This is a genomic window from Salinicola socius (assembly GCF_001937195.1).
Lineage (GTDB): Bacteria > Pseudomonadota > Gammaproteobacteria > Pseudomonadales > Halomonadaceae > Salinicola > Salinicola socius.
In genome coordinates this window covers 106063-125812 of sequence record NZ_MSDO01000002.1, presented here as the reverse complement: position 1 = coordinate 125812, position 19750 = coordinate 106063, and the positions used below count along the sequence as shown (strand labels likewise).

At 63.0% G+C, this 19750-nt stretch carries 17 protein-coding genes and 1 other RNA gene; 10 read left to right on the top strand and 8 right to left on the bottom strand.

Annotation, left to right across the window (positions count from 1 at the left end; genetic code table 11):
* Positions 1-99: 99 nt before the first annotated feature.
* The gene (gene dapB / locus BTW07_RS02290) at positions 100-909 is read right to left on the bottom strand and encodes a 4-hydroxy-tetrahydrodipicolinate reductase (RefSeq protein WP_075568539.1); all 810 of its coding nucleotides are present in this window, start codon (positions 907-909) and stop codon (positions 100-102) included.
* Positions 910-1046: 137 nt separating this feature from the next.
* On the opposite strand from dapB, the gene BTW07_RS02285 reads away from it, so the two are divergent.
* Both BTW07_RS02285 and BTW07_RS02280 read left to right on the top strand, forming a co-directional pair.
* Positions 1047-2087, top strand: coding sequence for an esterase-like activity of phytase family protein (locus BTW07_RS02285; RefSeq protein WP_075568538.1), 1041 nt, complete (start codon positions 1047-1049; stop codon positions 2085-2087).
* 270 nt (positions 2088-2357) lie between these two features.
* A complete protein-coding gene (locus tag BTW07_RS02280; RefSeq protein WP_075568537.1) occupies positions 2358-4013 on the top strand; it encodes an OFA family MFS transporter in 1656 nt (551 codons plus the stop codon).
* A 69-nt stretch (positions 4014-4082) separates the two neighbouring features.
* On the opposite strand, the gene BTW07_RS02275 is transcribed toward BTW07_RS02280, so the two are convergent.
* Positions 4083-5153, bottom strand: coding sequence for a substrate-binding domain-containing protein (locus BTW07_RS02275; RefSeq protein ID WP_244158295.1), 1071 nt, complete (start codon positions 5151-5153; stop codon positions 4083-4085).
* A gap of 181 nt (positions 5154-5334) precedes the next feature.
* Between BTW07_RS02275 and BTW07_RS02270 the strand changes: the two genes are divergently transcribed.
* Genes BTW07_RS02270 through BTW07_RS02255 form a run of 4 tightly spaced genes read left to right on the top strand, consistent with a single transcriptional unit; the run spans position 5335 to position 10607 of the window.
* Positions 5335-5841 carry a formate dehydrogenase subunit gamma gene (locus BTW07_RS02270; protein WP_075568535.1) on the top strand — a complete coding sequence of 169 codons (507 nt, stop codon included), beginning with the start codon at positions 5335-5337 and terminating at the stop codon, positions 5839-5841.
* Entirely contained in the window at positions 5841-7397 is a 1557-nt protein-coding gene (locus BTW07_RS02265; RefSeq protein ID WP_075568652.1) for a formate dehydrogenase beta subunit, read from the top strand. The genes BTW07_RS02270 and BTW07_RS02265 overlap by 1 nt, the downstream gene beginning before the upstream one ends.
* A gap of 2 nt (positions 7398-7399) precedes the next feature.
* The gene (fdhF, locus tag BTW07_RS02260; protein WP_075568534.1) at positions 7400-10273 is read left to right on the top strand and encodes a formate dehydrogenase subunit alpha; all 2874 of its coding nucleotides are present in this window, start codon (positions 7400-7402) and stop codon (positions 10271-10273) included.
* Between the two features lie 40 nt (positions 10274-10313).
* Positions 10314-10607 carry a formate dehydrogenase subunit delta gene (locus BTW07_RS02255; protein WP_232823935.1) on the top strand — a complete coding sequence of 98 codons (294 nt, stop codon included), beginning with the start codon at positions 10314-10316 and terminating at the stop codon, positions 10605-10607.
* A gap of 160 nt (positions 10608-10767) precedes the next feature.
* On the opposite strand, the gene dnaJ is transcribed toward BTW07_RS02255, so the two are convergent.
* The 3 genes from dnaJ to grpE all read right to left on the bottom strand — a co-directional run bounded on the left by dnaJ (position 10768) and on the right by grpE (position 14740).
* Positions 10768-11913: a molecular chaperone DnaJ gene (dnaJ, locus tag BTW07_RS02250; RefSeq protein WP_075568532.1), complete on the bottom strand. Its 1146-nt coding sequence runs from the start codon at positions 11911-11913 to the stop codon at positions 10768-10770.
* 98 nt (positions 11914-12011) lie between these two features.
* The gene (dnaK, locus tag BTW07_RS02245) at positions 12012-13952 is read right to left on the bottom strand and encodes a molecular chaperone DnaK (protein WP_075568531.1); all 1941 of its coding nucleotides are present in this window, start codon (positions 13950-13952) and stop codon (positions 12012-12014) included.
* A 155-nt stretch (positions 13953-14107) separates the two neighbouring features.
* Entirely contained in the window at positions 14108-14740 is a 633-nt protein-coding gene (gene grpE / locus BTW07_RS02240) for a nucleotide exchange factor GrpE (RefSeq protein WP_075568530.1), read from the bottom strand.
* Positions 14741-14957: 217 nt separating this feature from the next.
* Between grpE and recN the strand changes: the two genes are divergently transcribed.
* Positions 14958-16631 (top strand): DNA repair protein RecN, encoded by a 1674-nt coding sequence (gene recN, locus BTW07_RS02235; RefSeq protein ID WP_075568529.1) that lies wholly within the window; start codon positions 14958-14960, stop codon positions 16629-16631.
* Positions 16632-16793: 162 nt separating this feature from the next.
* On the opposite strand, the gene fur is transcribed toward recN, so the two are convergent.
* Positions 16794-17243, bottom strand: coding sequence for a ferric iron uptake transcriptional regulator (gene fur / locus BTW07_RS02230; protein WP_075568528.1), 450 nt, complete (start codon positions 17241-17243; stop codon positions 16794-16796).
* 72 nt (positions 17244-17315) lie between these two features.
* On the opposite strand from fur, the gene BTW07_RS02225 reads away from it, so the two are divergent.
* Entirely contained in the window at positions 17316-17741 is a 426-nt protein-coding gene (locus BTW07_RS02225) for an outer membrane protein assembly factor BamE (protein WP_075568527.1), read from the top strand.
* Positions 17742-17779: 38 nt separating this feature from the next.
* On the opposite strand, the gene BTW07_RS02220 is transcribed toward BTW07_RS02225, so the two are convergent.
* On the bottom strand, positions 17780-18076 hold the full coding sequence (locus BTW07_RS02220; RefSeq protein ID WP_075568526.1) for an RnfH family protein: 297 nt from the start codon (positions 18074-18076) through the stop codon (positions 17780-17782).
* Positions 18077-18101: 25 nt separating this feature from the next.
* Entirely contained in the window at positions 18102-18536 is a 435-nt protein-coding gene (locus BTW07_RS02215; RefSeq protein WP_075568525.1) for a type II toxin-antitoxin system RatA family toxin, read from the bottom strand.
* A 213-nt stretch (positions 18537-18749) separates the two neighbouring features.
* Here BTW07_RS02215 and smpB point away from each other — a divergent pair, with 213 nt between their 5' ends.
* Positions 18750-19229 (top strand): SsrA-binding protein SmpB, encoded by a 480-nt coding sequence (smpB, locus tag BTW07_RS02210; RefSeq protein WP_075568524.1) that lies wholly within the window; start codon positions 18750-18752, stop codon positions 19227-19229.
* 76 nt (positions 19230-19305) lie between these two features.
* Positions 19306-19685, top strand: a transfer-messenger RNA (tmRNA) gene (gene ssrA, locus BTW07_RS02205).
* Positions 19686-19750 lie beyond the last annotated feature (65 nt).

Genomic DNA, 19750 nt, shown 5'->3' with positions numbered 1-19750 from the left:
TTCGATTCAATGACGCCCCAACCGGAGCGCTATCAGCACCCGCTGCCGGGCGGTATTCCGTTTTTCGCGACCGTCTTTCGCAACCGCCTGGCACAACCGCTAGTCTTTCAAACCCAGCACATCCTGCATGTCGTAGCGGCCCACTTTCCGATCGGCCAGCCAGACCGCCGCGCGTACCGCGCCGTTGCCGAAGGTCAGACGGCTCGACGCCTTGTGGGTGATCTCGATGCGCTCGCCTTCGGCCGCAAACAGTACCGTATGCTCACCGACGATATCGCCGCCACGTACCGTGGCAAAGCCGATCTCCTTGGGATCCCGGGGGCCGACCTGGCCGACGCGCTCGAACACGCCATGGGTCTTCAAGTCGCGACCCAGCGGCTCTGCCACAGCCTCGCCCAGCATCAGCGCAGTGCCGGAGGGGGCATCGATCTTGTGACGGTGGTGCGCCTCGATCACTTCGATATCGTAGCCAGCGTCACCCAGCGCCCGGGCCGCGGTCCTGAGCAGGTTCACCGTCAGGTTGATGCCCGTGCTCATGTTGGCCGCAAAGACCATCGGCAGGCGATCGGCATAGCTGTCGAGCGTCTTGAGCTGTGTCTCGTCGAGACCCGTCGTGCCGATCACGATCGCCTTGCCGTTGTCGGCACACCAGGCAAGGTTGTCGAGGGTCAGGGCCGGCGTGGAGAAGTCGATCAGTACATCGAAGTCGTCCCTGGCTTCATCCAGCGAGTCCAGCAATGTCACGCCGAGCTTGCCCAATCCGGCCATCTCACCGGCGTCGCAACCCGCCAGCGAGCTGCCCGGGCGCACGATCGCGGCGCCCAGCTGCGCAGCCTTGTTGATGTGCGTCGCCTCCAGCAGGATCCGTCCCATTCGGCCTGCCGCTCCCATGATCGCAATCCGCGTCATGCATCCTCCCCTAGCTTTCTCTTGAACGCAGTCCTGCCACGCCGGTAACTGTCAGTGGCGGCAGTATATCAGCCAGCACCGGGTTGGCGGCGCAGGCTACACTGGAGGGCGTCGAGCATCTCCGGAGTCCCCGTCCCATGCCAACACGCTGTCATCGCATCTGGATATCAATCGGCGCAGCATTGCTCGCCGGCTGCAGCGCCACGCCCCAGCGCACGGCCATTGCGCCCGTGGATCTCTTGGCCGGCACGCCGAACATCGACTGGTGCGGGACGCTGGCTCTGCCGTCGGAGTGGCAGGACGGAACACCGGTGGGCGGGCTTTCCGATCTCGGCTGGGACGACGATGAGTCGATGCTATTCCTGATTTCCGATCGCGGCTGGCTACACCGCGCTCGGCTGACATTCAGTGGCAGCGGCGAGCTACGTGACTATGAGCCGCTGGATACCTACCCGCTACGCGGCGAGGATGGCGCCATCCTGGCGAGTGCCAGCAGCGATGCCGAAGCGCTGACGTTGGAGAACGCCAACGACGGCGTGCGTGGCAATACCCAACTGGTGATCGGCTTCGAAGGCGACGCGGCGGGGGGCGAAGGCGGTGATACGAAGAACGGTGATACCAAGAACGAGGCGCAAGGCAACGCCCGCTGGCAGCGCTTTCTGCCTTCGGGTATTGCCAGCGAGCCGGCGCATCGACCGGCAGGGCTGTCGGACGTCAACTCCAACGGCGGGCTGGAGGCGATCACGGCGCTACCTGGACTCGGTCTCATCGGCGGGATCGAAACGCCTCCCGAGGGATGGCCCGAGAAGCTCACCCGAATCTTCACGCTCGATGGTCAGCACGAATGGCGATATCCGTTGGCGGACAACGCCAACAGCGCCCTGACCGCGATGGAAAATCTGGATGGCGATCTACTGACCCTGGAGCGCGCTTACACCCCACCGGCTTCGCTGGTGATCCGGCTGCGGCGAGCGCGCATCAACAGCGACGGCAGCATCAGCGTCACTGAGCTGGCCAGACTTTCCAACGGTGATGGCTGGTCACTGGACAACTTCGAAGGCCTGACCCGGATCGGCCCCCATCGCTATCTGATGGTCAGCGACGATAACTTCAGTCTGGTGCAGCGCACCCTGCTGACCTGCTTTGCCGTGACCGAGGTCGGCGATCGGACCCCATGATCCTGGACCGGTACCGTGGATGTCGCAGCAGCGATAGCCAAGGTCGCACCTATGCATGGCGCCGCATAATGATTTCCGCTAGTTGCCATTTCCCTCCACTGATTCGATCCTGCCGACGGCCCGGTGAACGCGACGACACTCAGGATAAGAATTCGTGTTCATAGGTTCGACGTTCAAGCCAAGGGCCATTCCTGCCGATGTAGGGCACGCGGTGTCTTCCCGGTAGCACCGGCAGCGCCAACGACACGATAATCAAGACGAGGGTTCAGGATGAGTGGGATCAATCAGGCCGCGCTGGATGCCGGCGGCGACACATCGGCGGGGTTTTTCTCCCGTGAAAGAACGGTAGCGGGACCTAACTTCAATCGCTGGCTGGTGCCCACCGCAGCGTTGGCGATCCATCTCTGTATCGGCATGGCCTACGGCTTCTCGGTGTTCTGGCTTCCCATGAGCCAGGAGATCGTCAACGCCCCTGCCAGTTGCACCAATCTCGGTCTGTTCCAGGCATTGACCACGACGAGCTGCAACTGGAGCGTCCCCCAGGTCACCTATGTGTTCGGTATCTTCATTGCCATGCTCGGCGTGTCGGCGGCGATCTGGGGTGCCTGGCTCGAGCATGCAGGGCCGAGAAAGGCCGGCTGCATCGCCGCGCTATGCTGGGGCGGCGGTCTGATCGTCGGTGGCCTCGGGGTCATGAACCATCAGCTATGGCTGGTCTATCTGGGCTGCGGCGTGCTGGGCGGCATCGGCCAGGGTCTCGGCTACATCACGCCGGTCTCGACCCTGATCAAGTGGTTCCCGGACCGCCGCGGCATGGCGACCGGCTTCGCCATCATGGGTTACGGCGGCGGCGCGATGGTCGGGGCACCGCTCGCGGTGGTACTGATGAACCACTATTCCGCGAATGGTGGCACCGGCGTCGCCATGACGCTGATCACCATGGGCGTCATCTACGCCATCGTCATGGCCTGCGGCGCGATCGGGTTCCGTGTACCACCCAACGGCTGGAAGCCGAGCGGATGGACAGCACCGAAGAACGCCAAGTCCAACGCCATGATTTCCCAAGGCCACGTTCACCTGAAGACGGCGTGGAAGACCAAGCAGTTCTGGCTGATCTGGGGCGTGCTGTTCCTCAACGTGACCGCGGGTATCGCGGTGATCTCGATGGCCAGCCCGATGCTGCAGGATGTCTTCGGCGGCGCTCTTGTGGGTCTCGCCGATCGCGCCGCCACGCTCAGCGAAGCGCAGCAGGCGGCCGTGGTTGCCGCCGCGGCCGGCCTGGTCGGTCTGATCAGCCTTTTCAACAGCGTTGGACGTCTGTTCTGGGCATCGCTGTCGGACAAGATCGGGCGCAAGAACACCTACTTCTGCTTCTTCGTGATCGGCATCATCATGTACTGCCTGCTGCCGATGTGGGGCCACCTGGGCATGGCCGGGCTGTTCGTGATCTCGATCTGCGTCATCTTGAGCATGTACGGCGGCGGCTTCGCCACGGTACCGGCCTATCTGGCCGATATCTTCGGCACCCAGATGGTTGGCGCGATTCACGGCCGTCTGCTCACGGCCTGGACCGCCGCCGGCCTGGTCGGCCCGCTGATCATCGCTGCACTGCGTCAGGCCCAGCTCGACGCCGGCGTCGAACCGAGCCTGGTCTATGATCGTACGCTCTACATCATGGCTGGGCTGCTGTTCCTGGGCCTGATCTGCAATTCGCTGGTCAAGCCGGTCAAGCCGGAGCAACAGATGAGCGATGAGGAGCTGGCCCGGGAGCGCGCGCTACAGAAGGAAGACGGCGTCGCTTCCAATGCCGAGACCGCGGCCCGTGGCCGCTTCGGTGTCGGCGGTGTTCTCGCCTGGCTCGGCGTGGGCATTCCGTTCCTGATCGGGCTCTACATCGCCCTGGCCAAGGCGGCCGCGCTGTTCTAGATCCTATCCGCTTTTCCGCGGCCGGACGCTCGGGAGCGTCCGGCCGTTGCGTTTCCAGTCTCTCCGTTTCTATCCCCGATCCGCCTCTCGATCCTCCGCCAGCAGCGACTCGAACGAATCCACCTCTCCGCAGCGGTCCGGGGCATAGCCGCTCAGCGTCTCGATGCTGGTCAGAAATGCCTGCGAGCCCATGAAGGCGAGCAGTTGCTGGACGTTGTCCTGCCTGAGGCGATCTTCGTGACCGATCAGCAGGTAGTGCTCGGTGGAGAGCGGCAGAAACCCGAGCCCGAACTGCGCCGCCGCCGCTTCCAGACCGAAACCGACGTCAGCCATGCCGGCGGCCACGTAGGCAGCTACCGCGGTATGAGTGAACTCTTCCTGGGCAGCACCAGGAATCTGAGCTTCCGCAATACCGTGCTCCGCCAGCAAAAGATTGAAAAGCACGCGGGTCCCGGAGTGTTCATCGCGATTGATGAAGCGCACATCGGCCCGGGTAAGATCCGCCAGCGACCGGATCCTGTCTCGATCCTCGGTCCGCAGGATCAACCCCTGCCGACGGGTGACGAATCGAATGATCCTGAGCGCCTGCCCCTCCAGCTGCGGCCGATAGACCTGCATCACCCGCTCGGCGAGCCGCGGGCAGGATGGCACGTGAAAGCTGGCCAGGTCGCATTCGCCACGCCCCAACGCGTTCAGCGCCTCCTGCGGATTGCAGTAGCGCAGATCGAGTTCGCCGGGACACGCCGGCAACAGCGCCACCGCGTAACCGTGACTGGCATGCAGGCGCAGTACCGGGTGAGTCCCTTCCAGCAACTGTTGCAGCTGATGATTGAGTTCGGAGGCCATGCTGTCGATTTGCGGGCCCAATCTTGCCCTGACGCGCTGCTCCGACCACAGCAATTTTTCGCCCAGAGGGGAGAGCTGCGTGCCGTACCCTTTTCGCATGTCGACCAGCGCCATCCCGAAGAACGTTGCGCCACGGTTGAGCAGATTCCAGGCGTGGCGGTAGGAGACGCCCGCCTCTTCCGCCGCCCGCGTCAGCTTGCCGGTCTCGCGCAGATTGGCGAGCAGCCGAAACAGCACCGGGTCGAGCAGTTCGCCGTCATCGCTGCGAAATAGCCACGCTGGCGTGATATTCAACTTTTTTCTAAGCATCGTCGTTCATATTTCTCGCGCCCCTCGGGAGTGCTAGGTTGGCGTCTAGCGGCACCCAACTTAAAACAGTTAAGAACAACGATTCCTATAAGACGATTGGCTGAGAGCTGGCGAGAGGTGCGAAGTCGCCGGACGAAATCCAACTGCTTGATGAGACGACCAGGCCATGCCACACGCCAGCCCGCAGACCGACGGCGCCTGGACGCCGGCACAGATTCAGGACGTGATCGACGCCCACAAATCGATGCCGGGCGCCATGCTGCCCACGCTTCATGCCATCCAGGATCGCTTCGGCCACATTCCCGAAGCGGCGATTCCGATCATCGCCGAGTCGCTGCGCCAGACTCGCGCCGACGTCCACGGCATCATCAGCTTCTATCACCATTTCCGGACGCAGCTGCCAGGTCGCAGCGTGGTGCAGGTGTGTCGGGCGGAGGCCTGCCAGGCAAGAGGCTGTCGGCCATTGGAAAGTCACGTCAAAGCCGTGCTCGGCGTGGACTACCACCACACCACGAATGACGGCGAGATCACGCTGGAGCCGGTCTACTGCCTGGGCAATTGCGCCTGCGGGCCGACGATCCGGGTCAACGACGAGATTCACGGCCGCATGACGGCCGCCAAGTTCGATCGTCTGGCCGAGCAACTGAAGGCGACCGTCGTGGAGGTTCGATGATGACGACCACCGTCTACGTACCTCGCGACACCACCGCGCTCTCGCTGGGCGCGGAGGCGATCGTCGCTCGCCTCGAGCGGGCCGCTCGGCAACGCTCGCTGGACCTGCGGATCGTGCGCAATGGCTCCCGCGGCCTGTGCTGGCTGGAGCCGCTGGTGGAGGTCGAGACAGCTGCGGGCCGAGTCGCTTACGGACCGGTCGAGCCTGAAGATGTCGACGCGCTGATCGAGGCCGGCCTGTTCGAAGGACGCTCGGATCATCCGCTGGCGCTGGGGCTGACCGAGGAGATTCCCTACCTCAAAGCCCAGCAGCGACTGACGTTCTCGCGGATCGGCATCACCGATCCGGTCTCGCTCGAGGATTACACCGCGCTGCGCGGCTTCGAAGGGCTGAAGAAGGCGCTTGCACGAGACGCCCGGAAAATCGTCGACGAGGTCAAGATATCCGGCCTTCGTGGCCGCGGCGGGGCCGCCTTCCCCACCGCGATCAAGTGGCAGACGGTGCACGATCAGCCACCGGGTCAGAAGTTCATCGTCTGCAATGCCGACGAGGGCGACTCCGGCACCTTCGCCGATCGTCTGATCATGGAATGCGATCCCTACCTGCTGATCGAGGGAATGGCGATAGCGGGCCTCGCGGTGGGCGCGACCCAAGGCTACGTCTACCTGCGCTCGGAGTATCCGAACGCCCACGCCATCTTCGGGGAGGCGATCTCGCGAGCACGTGCAGCGGGCTATCTGGGGCCGAGCCTGCTCGGCAGCGGCAAGGCATTCGAGCTCGAGATTCGCCTGGGAGCCGGTGCCTATATCTGCGGCGAGGAGACATCCCTGCTGGAGAGCCTCGAAGGCAAGCGCGGCCTGGTCCGCGCCAAGCCGCCGCTGCCCGCCATCGAGGGTCTGTTCGGGCGCCCTACCGTGGTCAACAACGTGCTCTCGCTGGCTGCCGTTCCCTACATCCTCGATCAGGGTGGCCAGGCCTACGCCGACTACGGCATGGGCAAGTCCCGCGGGACACTCCCGCTGCAGCTGGCCGGCAACGTCGCGCGTGGCGGGCTGGTAGAGCTGGCGTTCGGCGTCACGCTGCGCGAGCTGATGGAGGATTTCGGCGGCGGCACGCAGAGTGGCCGTCCGCTCAAGGCAGTGCAGGTCGGTGGCCCGCTCGGCGCCTATCTGCCCGAGAGCCAGTGGGACAGCCCCATCGATTACGAAGGCTTCGCCGCTTTCGGGGGCGTCGTCGGCCATGGTGGCGTGGTGATGTTCGACGACAGCGTCGACATGGGCGATCAGGCGCGCTTTGCGATGGAATTCTGCAGCGTCGAATCCTGCGGCAAGTGCACGCCGTGTCGAATCGGCGCCGTGCGTGGCGTGGAAGTGATCGATCGCATCCGCGCCGGCGAGCGGGCCACGGAAAATCTCGCCCTGCTTGCCGATCTCTGCGACACCATGGTCGACGGTTCGCTCTGCGCCATGGGCGGGATGACACCGTTCCCCGTCCAGAGCGTGATGAAGCATTTTCCCGATGACCTGACACCGCGACATGCCGAAGGCGGGAGGTAGTCATGCTGCAACATTTCGATCCGAAACAGTTCGACCGCGACCTGGGAACACCGGCAAGACTCTCGGAAACCCTGGTTCCGCTGACTATCGATGGCGTCGAGATCAGCGTACCGGAGGGCACCTCGGTACTGCGCGCCGCGGCGCTCGCCGGCATCACCATTCCCAAGCTGTGCGCGTCCGACAATCTCGAGGCCTTCGGCTCCTGCCGCCTGTGCGCCGTCGAGATCGAGGGTCGACGCGGCTACCCGGCCTCCTGTACCACGCCGGTGACCGAAGGCATGGCGGTCACCACCCAGAATGGCAAGCTCGCCAAGCTGCGGCGTAACGTCATGGAGCTCTACATCTCCGATCATCCGCTGGACTGCCTGACCTGCCCTGCCAATGGCGACTGCGAACTGCAGGACATGGCCGGTGCCGTGGGCCTGCGCGAGGTGCGCTACGGCTTCGACGGCGCCAATCACCTGGATGCCGAGATCGACGACTCCAACCCCTACTTCAGCTTCGACCCCAGCAAGTGCATCGTCTGCTCGCGCTGCGTGCGCGCCTGCGGCGAGGTCCAGGGCACCTTCGCCCTGACCATCGAAGGCCGCGGCTTCGACTCCAAGGTCGCTGCCAGCCAGAACGAGCCGTTCATGGATTCGGAGTGCGTTTCCTGCGGCGCCTGCGTGCAGGCCTGCCCGACATCGACGCTGATGGAGAAGAGCGTCATCGACCAGGGCGTGCCCGAGCACAGCGTGGTCACCACCTGCGCCTACTGCGGCGTGGGCTGCTCGTTCGAGGCGCAGATGAAGGGCGACAAGCTGGTGCGCATGGTGCCGTACAAGGGCGGCGACGCGAATCATGGCCACTCCTGCGTCAAGGGGCGCTTTGCCTTCGGCTACGCGACCCACAAGGATCGCATTCGCGAGCCGATGATCAGGGACAGCATCGACGAGCCGTGGCGCCCCGTCGCCTGGGAAGAGGCGATCGCCTTCGCCGCGCGGCGCCTCAAGGAGACTCAGGCGAAGTACGGTCGCGAGAGCATCGGCGGCATCACCTCGTCGCGCTGCACCAACGAAGAGACCTATCTGGTCCAGAAACTGATCCGCACCGCATTCGGCAACAACAATACCGATACCTGTGCCCGGGTCTGCCACTCGCCCACCGGCTATGGCCTCAAGACGACCCTGGGCGAGTCCGCCGGCACCCAGACCTTCGATTCGGTGATGAAGGCCGACACCATTCTGGTGATCGGCGCCAACCCCACCGATGCCCACCCGGTGTTCGCCTCCCAGATGAAGCGCCGCCTGCGCCAGGGCGCCACGCTGATCGTGGCCGATCCGCGCCGGATCGATCTGCTCAAGACGCCACATGGCAGCAGGAGCCTGCATCTGCCGCTCAAGCCGGGTACCAACGTGGCGCTGGTGAATTCGCTGGCCCATGTGGTGGTGACCGAAGGCCTGGAAGACGCCGACTTCATCACGCGTCGCTGCGACAGCGAAGCCTACCAACGCTGGCGCGACTTCATTCGGGAAGCGCAACACTCACCGGAAGCTCTGGAATCGGTCACCGGCGTGCCTGCGATGCAGGTGCGAGAGGCAGCACGTGCCTACGCCAACGCCGCCAACGGGGCGATCTACTATGGCCTGGGCGTCACCGAGCATAGCCAGGGTTCGACCATGGTGATGGGCATCGCCAACCTCGCCATGGCCACCGGCAACATCGGCCGCGAGGGTGTCGGGGTCAATCCGCTGCGCGGCCAGAACAACGTCCAGGGCTCCTGCGACATGGGCTCGTTTCCCCACGAACTGCCAGGCTACCAGCACGTCGCCGACCCGGCCGTGCGTCAGAAGTTCGAGGCGGTCTGGCACACCACGATCGACGACGAGCCGGGGTTGCGCATTCCCAACATGTTCGACGCGGCCATCGCCGGCACCTTCAAGGGGCTTTACGTCCAGGGCGAGGACATCGCGCAGTCGGACCCCAACACCCAGCATGTGGAAGCCGCCCTGACCGCACTGGATTGCCTGGTCGTACAGGATATCTTTCTCAACGAGACCGCCAAGTACGCCCACGTTCTATTGCCCGGCTCCACGTTTCTGGAAAAGAATGGCACCTTTACCAACGCCGAGCGGCGCATCAACCGCGTGCGCAAGGTAATGCCGCCGGTGGCTGGCAAGGAAGACTGGGAGGTCACACAGGATCTGGCCAACGCAATGGGCTATGCCATGCACTACACCCATCCCTCCGAGATCATGGACGAGATCGCCCAGCTGACGCCGACGTTCACCGGCGTCAGCTATGCCAGGCTCGAGGCGCGGGGCAGCATCCAGTGGCCATGCAACGACGCCTTCCCCGACGGCACGCCAACCATGCACGCGCTCGACTTCCCCATCGGCAAGGGCAACTTCGCGATCACCGACTACGTGGCTACCGAGGAGCGCGCCACCCGCCGCTATCCGCTGCTGCTGACCACCGGGCGCATCCTCAGCCAGTACAACGTCGGCGCCCAGACCCGACGCACCGACAACGTGGCCTGGCACGCCGAGGACGTGCTGGAGATTCACCCCTCGGACGCCGAGGTCCGCGGCCTGCGTGACGGCGACTGGCTGGGCATCAGCAGCCGGGTCGGGCGGACCGTGCTGCGCTGTCTCGTCAGTGATCGGATGGCGCCGGGCGTGGTCTATACCACGTTCCACCATCCGGGCAGCGGGGCCAACGTGATCACTACCGACAACTCCGACTGGGCCACCAACTGTCCGGAATACAAGGTGACGGCGGTGCAGGTGGAAAAGGTCTCCCAGCCTTCGTCCTGGCAGCAGCATTTCCAGCGCTTCGACGAGCGCCAGCAGCATTACCTGGAATCCGCCGAAGCAACCACGGCGGCGCTCCAGTGAGCGCCGTCGGCTATCTTTCCGGCGTCAGGGGGCAGATGAGATGAGTCATTCGAACATGAATGATGGGGGGCATGGTGGGCCAACCGCACCGCTGATCAAAATGATCAATCAGATCGGCGCCAACAACCTCCATCATGGAGACGACGCCCAGGCGGCCGAACTGGTCGCGACGCATCTCAAGAAATTCTGGGCGCGCAGCATGAAGCGCCAGATCATCGATTACGCGGAAGCCGATGGCAGCGAGCTGAGCCCGGTATCGCGCCTCGCAATCGCTCGGCTGAAGACCCTGTCGTCGACCGTCAAGGACTGGGAGGAGACTTCCGACGCGGGATGACACGAGGATAGAACAGCTACTGGCTGGCCAGTCGGCGCCTAGGAACAAGGGACTTCGCGAGGGCTCGCGAGGCGCCAGCCGTGGTCGGATAGATGCGTGACAAAAAAGGCCTCATCCGATCTTTCGGATGAGGCCTTTTTCGCTCGGCGACGATAAAACCTTACGGCTTCATATCCTCGAAGAAGCGCTTCACGCCGTCGAACCAGCCCTCTTTCTTGGGCGAGTGGCGACTGGCACTGCCCAGGCTGTCCTGAAACTTGCGCAGCAGATCTTTCTGCTCTTCATTGAGATTGACCGGCGTCTCGGTCACCACCTTGCAAAGCAGATCGCCCGCCGGGCCGCCGCGCACGGGCTTGACGCCCTTGCCGCGCAGCCGGAACAGCTTGCCGGTCTGGGTCTCGGGCGGAATCTTGAGCTTGACCCGGCCTTCCAGCGTCGGCACTTCGAGCTCGCCACCCAGCGCGGCATCGACGAAATTGATCGGCACTTCGCAATGCAGATGACGGCCGTCACGCTCGAAGATCGGATGCGCCTTGATCTCGACCTGGACGTAAAGATCGCCCGCGGGACCACCGTTGAGCCCGGACTCCCCTTCGGCGTTGAGCCGGATGCGGTCGCCGGTATCGACGCCCGCCGGAATCTTTACCGACAGCGTGCGCGTCTCGCGAACGCGGCCTTCGCCATGACACTTGCGACACGGCACCTTGATGCTCTGGCCGCTGCCGTGGCAGGTCGGGCAGGTCTGCTGCACGGCGAAGAAGCCCTGCTGCATCCGCACCTGACCCTGACCATGACAGGTAGGACAGGTCTCCTTGCTGGAGCCCGGCTCGGCGCCGCTGGCATCGCAGTGCTCGCACTCGACGTGACGTGGCACGCGGATATCGACCGTGGTGCCGAACACCGCATTCTCGAGATCGAGCTCGAGGTTGTAGCGCAGGTCGCTGCCGCGCTGGGGCGCGTTCGGATGACGCCGACCACCGCCGCCGCCGAAGATATCGCCGAACACATCGCCGAAGATATCGCTGAAACCGCCAGCCCCGGCACCGCCGAAACCGCCGCCGCCGAAGCCGCCGCCCTGGCCGTCGACGCCCGCATGGCCGAACTGGTCGTAGGCCGCACGTTTCTGGTCGTCGGAAAGCACTTCGTAGGCGTCGGAGACCTCGCGAAACTTCTCCGCCGCCTGCTGATCTTCCGGATTGCGATCCGGATGATACTTCTGCGCCAGCCGGCGATACGCCTTCTTGATATCCTTGCCGTCGGCGCCCTTGTCGACGCCTAGTACTTCGTAATAGTCACGTTGGGACATTACTGAGTCCGCCTCCGTGTCGGCACCGTGCAAACAGCAACGCGGGAGTCATGATGGCTCCCGCGCTCCTGCCGATCACACGGCGTCAGACGTCGTGGTTATTGCTTTTTCTGATCGTCGTTGACTTCTTCGAATTCGGCGTCAACCACGTCATCCTCTTTCTTCTTGCCGCTGGCCTGGGCGTCGTCTGCCGGCTGGCCTTCGGCCTCGGCACCTTCACCCTGCTCGGCATACATCTTCTGAGCCAGGTTGCCGGAGGCTTCGGTCAGGGCATCCAGTTTGGCCTGAATGGCATCCTTGTCGTCGCCCTTGAGCGCTTCCTCGAGTTCGCTGATCGCGGTCTCGATCTTGCTTTTCTCGTCGGCATCGACCTTGTCGCCAGCTTCTTCGATCGTCTTGCGCGAAGCGTGGATCATGCCATCGGCCTGGTTGCGCAGCTGGACCAGCTCCTCGAACTTCTTGTCCTCGGCCTCGTGCGCTTCGGCATCCTTGACCATCTGGTCGATCTCGTCATCGGAGAGACCGCTGGAGGACTTGATCACGATCGACTGTTCCTTGCCGGTCGCCTTGTCCTTGGCCGTAATATGCAGAATGCCGTTGGCATCCAGATCGAAAGCGACTTCGATCTGCGGCACGCCGCGCGGTGCCGGCGGAATGTCGGCCAGATCGAAACGACCCAGTGACTTGTTCTGGCCGGCCTGCTTGCGCTCACCCTGCAGCGCGTGAATGGTCACGGCCGTCTGGTTGTCTTCGGCAGTCGAGAACGTCTGCGTCTTCTTGGTCGGGATCGTGGTGTTCTTCTCGATCAGCGGGGTCATCACGCCACCCAGCGTCTCGATACCCAGCGTCAGCGGCGTGACGTCGAGCAGCAGCACGTCTTTCACGTCTCCGCCCAGCACGCCGCCCTGAATCGCGGCGCCCATGGCCACGGCTTCGTCCGGGTTGACGTCCTTGCGTGCTTCCTTGCCGAAGAATTCGGCGACCTTGCTCTGGACCATCGGCATACGAGTCTGACCACCGACCAGAATCACGTCCTGAATCTCGCTATTGGAGAGGCCGGCATCCTGCATGGCGGTCTTGCACGGACCCAGTGAACGAGCCACCAGGTCTTCGACCAGCGATTCCAGCTTGGCGCGGGTGACCTTGATCGCCAGGTGCTTGGGACCGGTGTTGTCCGCCGTGATGTACGGCAGGTTGACTTCGGTCTGCTGCGCGGAAGAGAGCTCGATCTTGGCTTTCTCGGCCGCTTCCTTCAGGCGCTGCATGGCCAGGCTGTCGCCGGACAGATCGATGCCCGAATCGCTCTTGAACTGCTGGACGAGATAGTCGATCAGCTTGAGATCGAAATCTTCGCCACCCAGGAAGGTGTCGCCGTTGGTGGCCAGCACTTCGAACTGCTTTTCACCATCGACATCGGCCACCTCGATGATCGAGATGTCGAAGGTGCCGCCGCCCAGATCGTAGACTGCGATGGTGCGGTCGCCGGTGGCGCGGTCCATGCCGTAGGCCAGCGCGGCAGCCGTCGGCTCGTTGATGATGCGCTTGACCTCGAGACCGGCAATGCGGCCCGCGTCCTTAGTCGCCTGGCGCTGAGAATCGTTGAAGTAGGCCGGAACGGTGATGACCGCTTCGGTCACTTCTTCACCGAGATAGTCTTCGGCAGTCTTCTTCATCTTCTTCAGCACTTCCGCACTGACCTGCGGCGGCGCCAGCTTGTTGCCGTTGACCTTGACCCAGGCGTCGCCGTTGTCGGCTTCGACGATCTCGTAGGGCACCATCTTGATGTCTTTCTGGACGACATCGTCCTTGAACTTGCGGCCCACCAGACGCTTGATCGCATACAGCGTGTTGTTGGGGTTGGTGACCGCCTGACGCTTGGCCGCCTGACCGACCAGCGTTTCGCCGTCGTCGGTATAGGCGATGATGGAAGGCGTCGTGCGGCCGCCTTCAGCGTTCTCGATCACACGAGTCTTGTCACCATCGAGCACGGCCACACAGGAGTTGGTCGTACCCAGGTCAATGCCAATGATGCGTCCCATAATTCCTCACCTCTAACTATTCGTTGACGACTCAATTCGTTTTGATGACGGCGCTTGCTGCGCGATTGACTGCTATGTGGGGGCTGGTTGGCGCCTTTCAAGTCCTCGTCGACGATTCAGCGGAAGCGTCGATTCGAACCGATGGCATCCGCTCCCTAGCCCGCCGCCTTGCTGACCACGACCATGGCCGGGCGAATCAACCGACCGTTCAGGGTGTAGCCCTTCTGCATCACATCCATCACGGTATTGGGATCCAGCTCCGGGTTGGGCACCATCGTCATGGCTTCGTGGAACTGCGGGTCGAACGGCTCGCCCTGCGGCTCGAGCTGCTCGACACCGAACTTGCTCAGCACGTCGAGCTGCATCTTGAGCGTCATCGAGACACCCTCGCGATGGGTATCGTCGACGTCCTGCATGCTTTCCAGCCCTTTTTCCAGGCTGTCGACCACCGGAAGCAGCTCCTTGACGAACTTCTCGAGGGCAAACTTCTTCGCCTTGTCGGCGTCCTGCTCGGCGCGGCGACGGGCATTCTGCGCATCGGCAGCGGCGCGCATCGACTGATCCTTGGCCTCCGCCAGCGCCTGCTCGAGCTCCTCGACCCTGGCCGCCAGAACCTCCGCTTCGGGGTTGGCCAGCCCTTCGGTGTCATCCGCCTCGTGTTCGAGCGATTCCGCGAACTGCTCCAGATCACCGTCCAAAGCGTCGTTGGTGGACTGATGTTGCGGTTCTCCGTCGCGCTCTGCGCGCTCGAGTTCTTCGTCTACGGGATTTTGCGGATCTCTAGCCATGAATCTCTCCTGGCAAGGTGTTGTGACAGCAATTCGACAAGCGTCGGAGTTGTCTGCCTATATGGGGCTATCGATTCAGATCTCAAGCACCGATCGCATGGCGGGTCACAAGAGTCGTTGAAGGGGATTTTGGACTACTGTATAAACAAACAGATTGCCGGCGGGCGCATCCCCCACCGCCAGATACCGTAAAGCCGCCATCGACTCGGGAGGCAGCATGCTGATTCAACTCGCCATTCGTGACTTCGCTATCGTCGACACGCTGGACCTGGAGTTTCAGGCCGGCATGACCGCCATCACCGGCGAGACCGGTGCCGGCAAATCGATTCTGCTCGGGGCGCTGGGGCTCTGCCTTGGGGAGCGCGCGGATGCTGGCGGTGTTCGCCACGGCGCCGATCGCGCCGACCTGAGCGCCCGCTTCGACATCGCCGAGCGGGAAGAGGCCAAGGCCTGGCTGGCGGCACGCGAGCTGGCCACGGATGACTGCCTGTTGCGCCGCGTCGTTACCGCCAGCGGCCGTTCCAAGGCGTGGATCAACGGCCAGCCCTGCACCATCGCGGACCTGCGCGAGCTGGGTGAATGCCTGATAGACGTGCATAGCCAGCACGCCCATCAGGCCCTGCTCAACGAGGACACCCATCGGCGCCTGCTCGACGACGCGGCCGGCCATCACCAGGCGGTCGCCGAGCTCGGCGATCTGCATCGTCAGTGGCACGCGCTGCGCCGGCAGTATCGCGAGCGCAGCGAGAACGACGAGGAACGCCAGGCCAAGCGCCAGCTGCTGCGCTACCAGGTCGAGGAGCTCGACCAGCTCGATCTGCAGGCCGAGGAACTGGAAAGCCTGGAGCAGGAACAGGAGACGCTGGCGCATCTTGAGGAGAGCCTGCTCGAGGCGCAGTTCGCCGCCGATAGCTGCGATCACGATGAAAACGGTGCGCTGACACTACTCTCGCAGGCGACGCTACGTCTCTCTCGCGTTCCCGGCAGCGACCGCGGCAGCCTGTCCGAAGCGCTGACAATGCTGAACGACGCCCAGATCCAGCTCGAGGAAGCCGCCCGCGAACTTCATCACTTCGTCGAATCCAACGAGCTCGACCCGCAGCGACTCGCCTGGGTCGACGAACGGCTCGCCGAAATTCATCGCGTGGCACGCAAGCATCACGTCATGCCGGAAGAGCTGGATGATCTGCATCGCCGGCTGAGTGGAGAACTCGAGGCGCTCGATAGTGGCGACGACGATCTCGAAACGCTGAGAACCCGGCTCGACGACCTGCGTCAGCAGTATCGCGACGACGCCAGGAAGATCAGCGAGACTCGTCAGCGCACGGCCACGGCTTTTGCCCAGCAGGTTCAGGAGCAGCTGGCATTTCTGGGGATGGACAAGGCGCGCTTTGCCGTCGACGTCACGCCGCTGGAGACACCTCAACCCCACGGGCTGGATCGCGTCAGCCTGCAGATCAGCGCCAACCCGGGTCAGCCGCCGCGGCCGTTGGCCAAGGTCGCTTCCGGCGGCGAACTCTCTCGCGTCAGTCTGGCGATTCAGGTCGTCGCGGCGAGTCACAGCACCCTGGCGACGCTGGTCTTCGATGAGGTCGATGTGGGTATCTCCGGCGCCACCGCGGAAATCGTCGGCCAGTTGCTGCGCCGGCTGGGCCACGACGCCCAGGTCATGACCGTCACCCATCTGCCGCAGGTCGCCGCACAGGCTCATCAGCATCTGCATATCGAGAAGCGCTCGAGCGACGACGAAACGCATACCGAGATGGCCCAGTTGGACGACGCCGGGCGGGTGCGCGAGCTGGCGCGGATGCTGGGGGGGGTCAAGCTCTCCAATCGGACACTGGCCCACGCCCGCGAAATGCTGGCGGCCAGCCAGAGTTCGGCTCACTGACGCGCTCGTCGTCGGCGCCGTGCCGCCACCTTTTCCCTGCGAACTGGAGAATCCAACGCAAAAACGCCGACCTTGAGGTCGGCGTATTACGGTCTGGCGTCCTTTCATCGGCTGTCGACATGTCGGCAGCCGATTTTCTCTGTCCTGGCGCCGATAGCGCGATTACTTCTTGATACCGTCCTGACGCGTGGCCTTGGATCCCCGCGGGCGAACATAGAGGACCAGGGCGTGCTCTACCAGTTCGTACCCGTGTTCCTCGACGATCTCGCGCTGACGGCGTTCGATCTCTTCATCGAAGAACTCGACGATCTCACCGGATTCCAGATCCACCATATGGTCATGGTGCTCTTCCTGGGACATCTCGAAAACCGCATGACCACCGTCGAAGTTGTGTCGAACGACCAGTCCTGCTGCTTCGAACTGGGTCAAAACGCGATAGACCGTCGCCAATCCGACATCTTCTCCCGATTCCAGCAGCGCCTTGTAGACGTCCTCGGCACTCATGTGAAGCTCTTCTTCCATCCGAGTCGCTTCGAGGATCTGCAGAATCTTGACGCGCGGCAGAGTGACCTTCAGCCCCGCCTTACGCAATTCTTGGTTTTCGTCGGCCATGGTCGCTCTTCGCAGTAGCGTCTTGTGTCGGGTATGATCAATCCACGCAACGATAGTGAAAGACGGGCCCAAATGCAAAATCTGATCAGAACGACTGTACTCATCCTCGCTGTGTCGCTCATCACCGGCTGCAGCTACTTTGGCGTCTATAAAAGGGACATCCCCCAAGGCAATCTCATCACCAAGGATATGGTGTCTCAGCTCCACCTCGGCATGAGTCGTGCACAGGTCGCCTACATCATGGGGACACCACTGATGGAAGCCCCCTTCTCATCGGATCAGTGGGACTACGTCTTCTACCTCGACGAAGCCTACGGTGACACGGTGCAGAAGCGCCTGACGCTGACCTTCCAGAACGATCAGCTGGCCGATATCGCCAAATCCGGCGATATGGACTCCAACGTCGAACTCAACCAGGACGACGGCCCGGGCCCCGCCGTGGAAGGTGCCGGCGACAGCGCGGCCCCGGTGCCACAGATCGGCCCCAGCGGCATCTAGAACGCCGCCGGCCGCCTTTCGAGCGGATGAGAGGGCAGTCAGCGCGCTGAGGCGCTGGCTGCCCTTTCGCGTCTCGCCTGCATGGGATCGATCTCGAGGGGCCGGTAGACTTCGAGACGGTCTCCGGCGGCCGGCTGGTAATCCTCCGGCGCGGCCAGGCGAACACCGAAGACGCCCACCGGCGCCTCGGCGAAGTCGACGTGCGCCCAGGCCGGGTGCCGTTCGGACAGGCTGGCCTGCATGACTGCCTGCCTGGCGTTGATCCCGGGCACGAGCGAGAGACTCACGATCACCTGATGCTCGGGCGTTGCGAAAGCGACTTCGATGTTTGCCATCACGCTCCTCCCTGGCATTCCTGCGCTAGCGTCCGTAGACCTGATCGGCGCGGCGCGTGAACGCATCGACCAGCTGGCCTGCCACCTGCTGGAACAGCCGACCAAACGCCATCCCCAGCAGCCGATTGCTGAACTCGAAGTTCATCTCGAGTTCTATCTTGCAGGCATCTTCCCCCATCGCCCGGAAGTGCCATTGGCCGCTGAGGCGCTTGAAAGGCCCGTCGACGAGCGAAAGATCGATACGTTCGGGCCGCTCGAGATCGTTGCGGGTGGTCACGCTCTGCTCCACGCCGCCCTTGGCGAGCGTCATCCGGCCGATCAGGTAGTCGTCTCCCCGTTCGACGACGTTGGCTCGTCGACAGCCGGGCAGAAACTCAGGGTAGCGCTCGAAATCATTGACCAGTTCAAACATCTGTTCCGGTGTATGCCGAACGAATGCGGACCGATTCACGCTGGGCATAGGGGTCTCCACTGATTTATCGCCCCGACATGCGTATCATGGGGCACCGTTTTCGATGCTTGAATGGTATCACGGCTGCCCTCATAACTAGACTTCACACGATGCCTCGCCGACGCTTCTCTCCCGCGTCTGGCGTGTGAAGTGCATAGCCAGCGTGAAGGCCATTCATCACACCGCCCGAGGGCATACCGGATATCGCCGTAAAGAGGTGTCATGGGTAAGAAGAAAAGCAACGCGCCAAGCAGCAACATGATCGCCCAGAACAAGAAGGCTCGGTTCGAATATCACATCGACGAGACCTTCGAGGCCGGCCTGTCGCTGGCCGGCTGGGAGGTCAAGAGCCTGCGCGCCGGCAAAGCTCAGCTGACCGACACCTACATTCTGGTCAAGAATGGCGAGGCGTGGCTGCTGGGCAGCCACATCATGCCGCTCAACACGGCGAGCACGCACGTTCTCGCCGACCCGACGCGAACGCGCAAGCTGCTGCTGCACCGCAAGGAGATCGCCCGGATCTTCTCCCGGACTCAGGAGAAGGGGCACACCTGCGTACCACTCAAGCTTTACTGGAAGCAGAATCTGGTCAAATGCGAGCTGGCACTGGTGCGCGGCAAGCAGTTGCACGACAAGCGCGCCACCGAGAAGGAGCGCGACTGGAATCGCGAGAAGGCACGCGTCATACGTGACCACGCCTGATCGTGCGCTGAATACTCGGGACAGCACTTGATATGGCGTGGACTCGTCGCCATCTGATAGAATGAACGAGTTATACGGGGGCGACATGGCTTCGACGCTGGTGACAATCCCTGAGGTGCATGCCGAGAGCGTAACGTATCTCGTAAATCCAACGTTGCAAATGAATAGTCGCAAACGACGAAAACTATGCTCAAGGCGCACTGGCAGCGTAAAAACTGCTAGTTGTTAGTCTGGCCCCAAAGCGATGTGCCCATTCATCGCGGCGGGGATATGAGCTAAAGCTGATGGGACCGAGGATGTCAGCGCTCTCCTGACATTCGTTAAACCTTAGAGAGATCGCAAGGTGCCATCCTGCCCGTCGGAGTGCACTGCGTTAAATCAAAAGACGGAACTAAGCATGTAGAGCTGATGGGCGAGTGCCGGCGGACGGGGGTTCAATTCCCCCCGCCTCCACCAAACATGAAAAAGCACCCGAACGGGTGCTTTTTTTGTGATCAATTTCCACAGCGTGGAATGAAAGA

Bases quoted from the DNA above. Each gene is read 5' to 3' on its own strand.
- BTW07_RS02255 (WP_232823935.1), top strand. From the start codon at position 10,314: ATGAGTCATTCGAACATGAATGATGGGGGGCATGGTGGGCCAACCGCA.
- fdhF (WP_075568534.1), top strand. From the start codon at position 7,400: ATGCTGCAACATTTCGATCCGAAACAGTTCGACCGCGACCTGGGAACA.
- BTW07_RS02265 (WP_075568652.1), top strand. From the start codon at position 5,841: ATGACGACCACCGTCTACGTACCTCGCGACACCACCGCGCTCTCGCTG.
- dnaK (WP_075568531.1), bottom strand. From the start codon at position 13,952: ATGGGACGCATCATTGGCATTGACCTGGGTACGACCAACTCCTGTGTG.
- BTW07_RS02225 (WP_075568527.1), top strand. From the start codon at position 17,316: ATGCAAAATCTGATCAGAACGACTGTACTCATCCTCGCTGTGTCGCTC.
- dapB (WP_075568539.1), bottom strand. From the start codon at position 909: ATGACGCGGATTGCGATCATGGGAGCGGCAGGCCGAATGGGACGGATC.
- BTW07_RS02280 (WP_075568537.1), top strand. From the start codon at position 2,358: ATGAGTGGGATCAATCAGGCCGCGCTGGATGCCGGCGGCGACACATCG.
- dnaJ (WP_075568532.1), bottom strand. From the start codon at position 11,913: ATGTCCCAACGTGACTATTACGAAGTACTAGGCGTCGACAAGGGCGCC.
- recN (WP_075568529.1), top strand. From the start codon at position 14,958: ATGCTGATTCAACTCGCCATTCGTGACTTCGCTATCGTCGACACGCTG.
- grpE (WP_075568530.1), bottom strand. From the start codon at position 14,740: ATGGCTAGAGATCCGCAAAATCCCGTAGACGAAGAACTCGAGCGCGCA.
- fur (WP_075568528.1), bottom strand. From the start codon at position 17,243: ATGGCCGACGAAAACCAAGAATTGCGTAAGGCGGGGCTGAAGGTCACT.
- BTW07_RS02220 (WP_075568526.1), bottom strand. From the start codon at position 18,076: ATGGCAAACATCGAAGTCGCTTTCGCAACGCCCGAGCATCAGGTGATC.
- BTW07_RS02270 (WP_075568535.1), top strand. From the start codon at position 5,335: ATGCCACACGCCAGCCCGCAGACCGACGGCGCCTGGACGCCGGCACAG.
- BTW07_RS02215 (WP_075568525.1), bottom strand. From the start codon at position 18,536: ATGCCCAGCGTGAATCGGTCCGCATTCGTTCGGCATACACCGGAACAG.
- BTW07_RS02285 (WP_075568538.1), top strand. From the start codon at position 1,047: ATGCCAACACGCTGTCATCGCATCTGGATATCAATCGGCGCAGCATTG.
- smpB (WP_075568524.1), top strand. From the start codon at position 18,750: ATGGGTAAGAAGAAAAGCAACGCGCCAAGCAGCAACATGATCGCCCAG.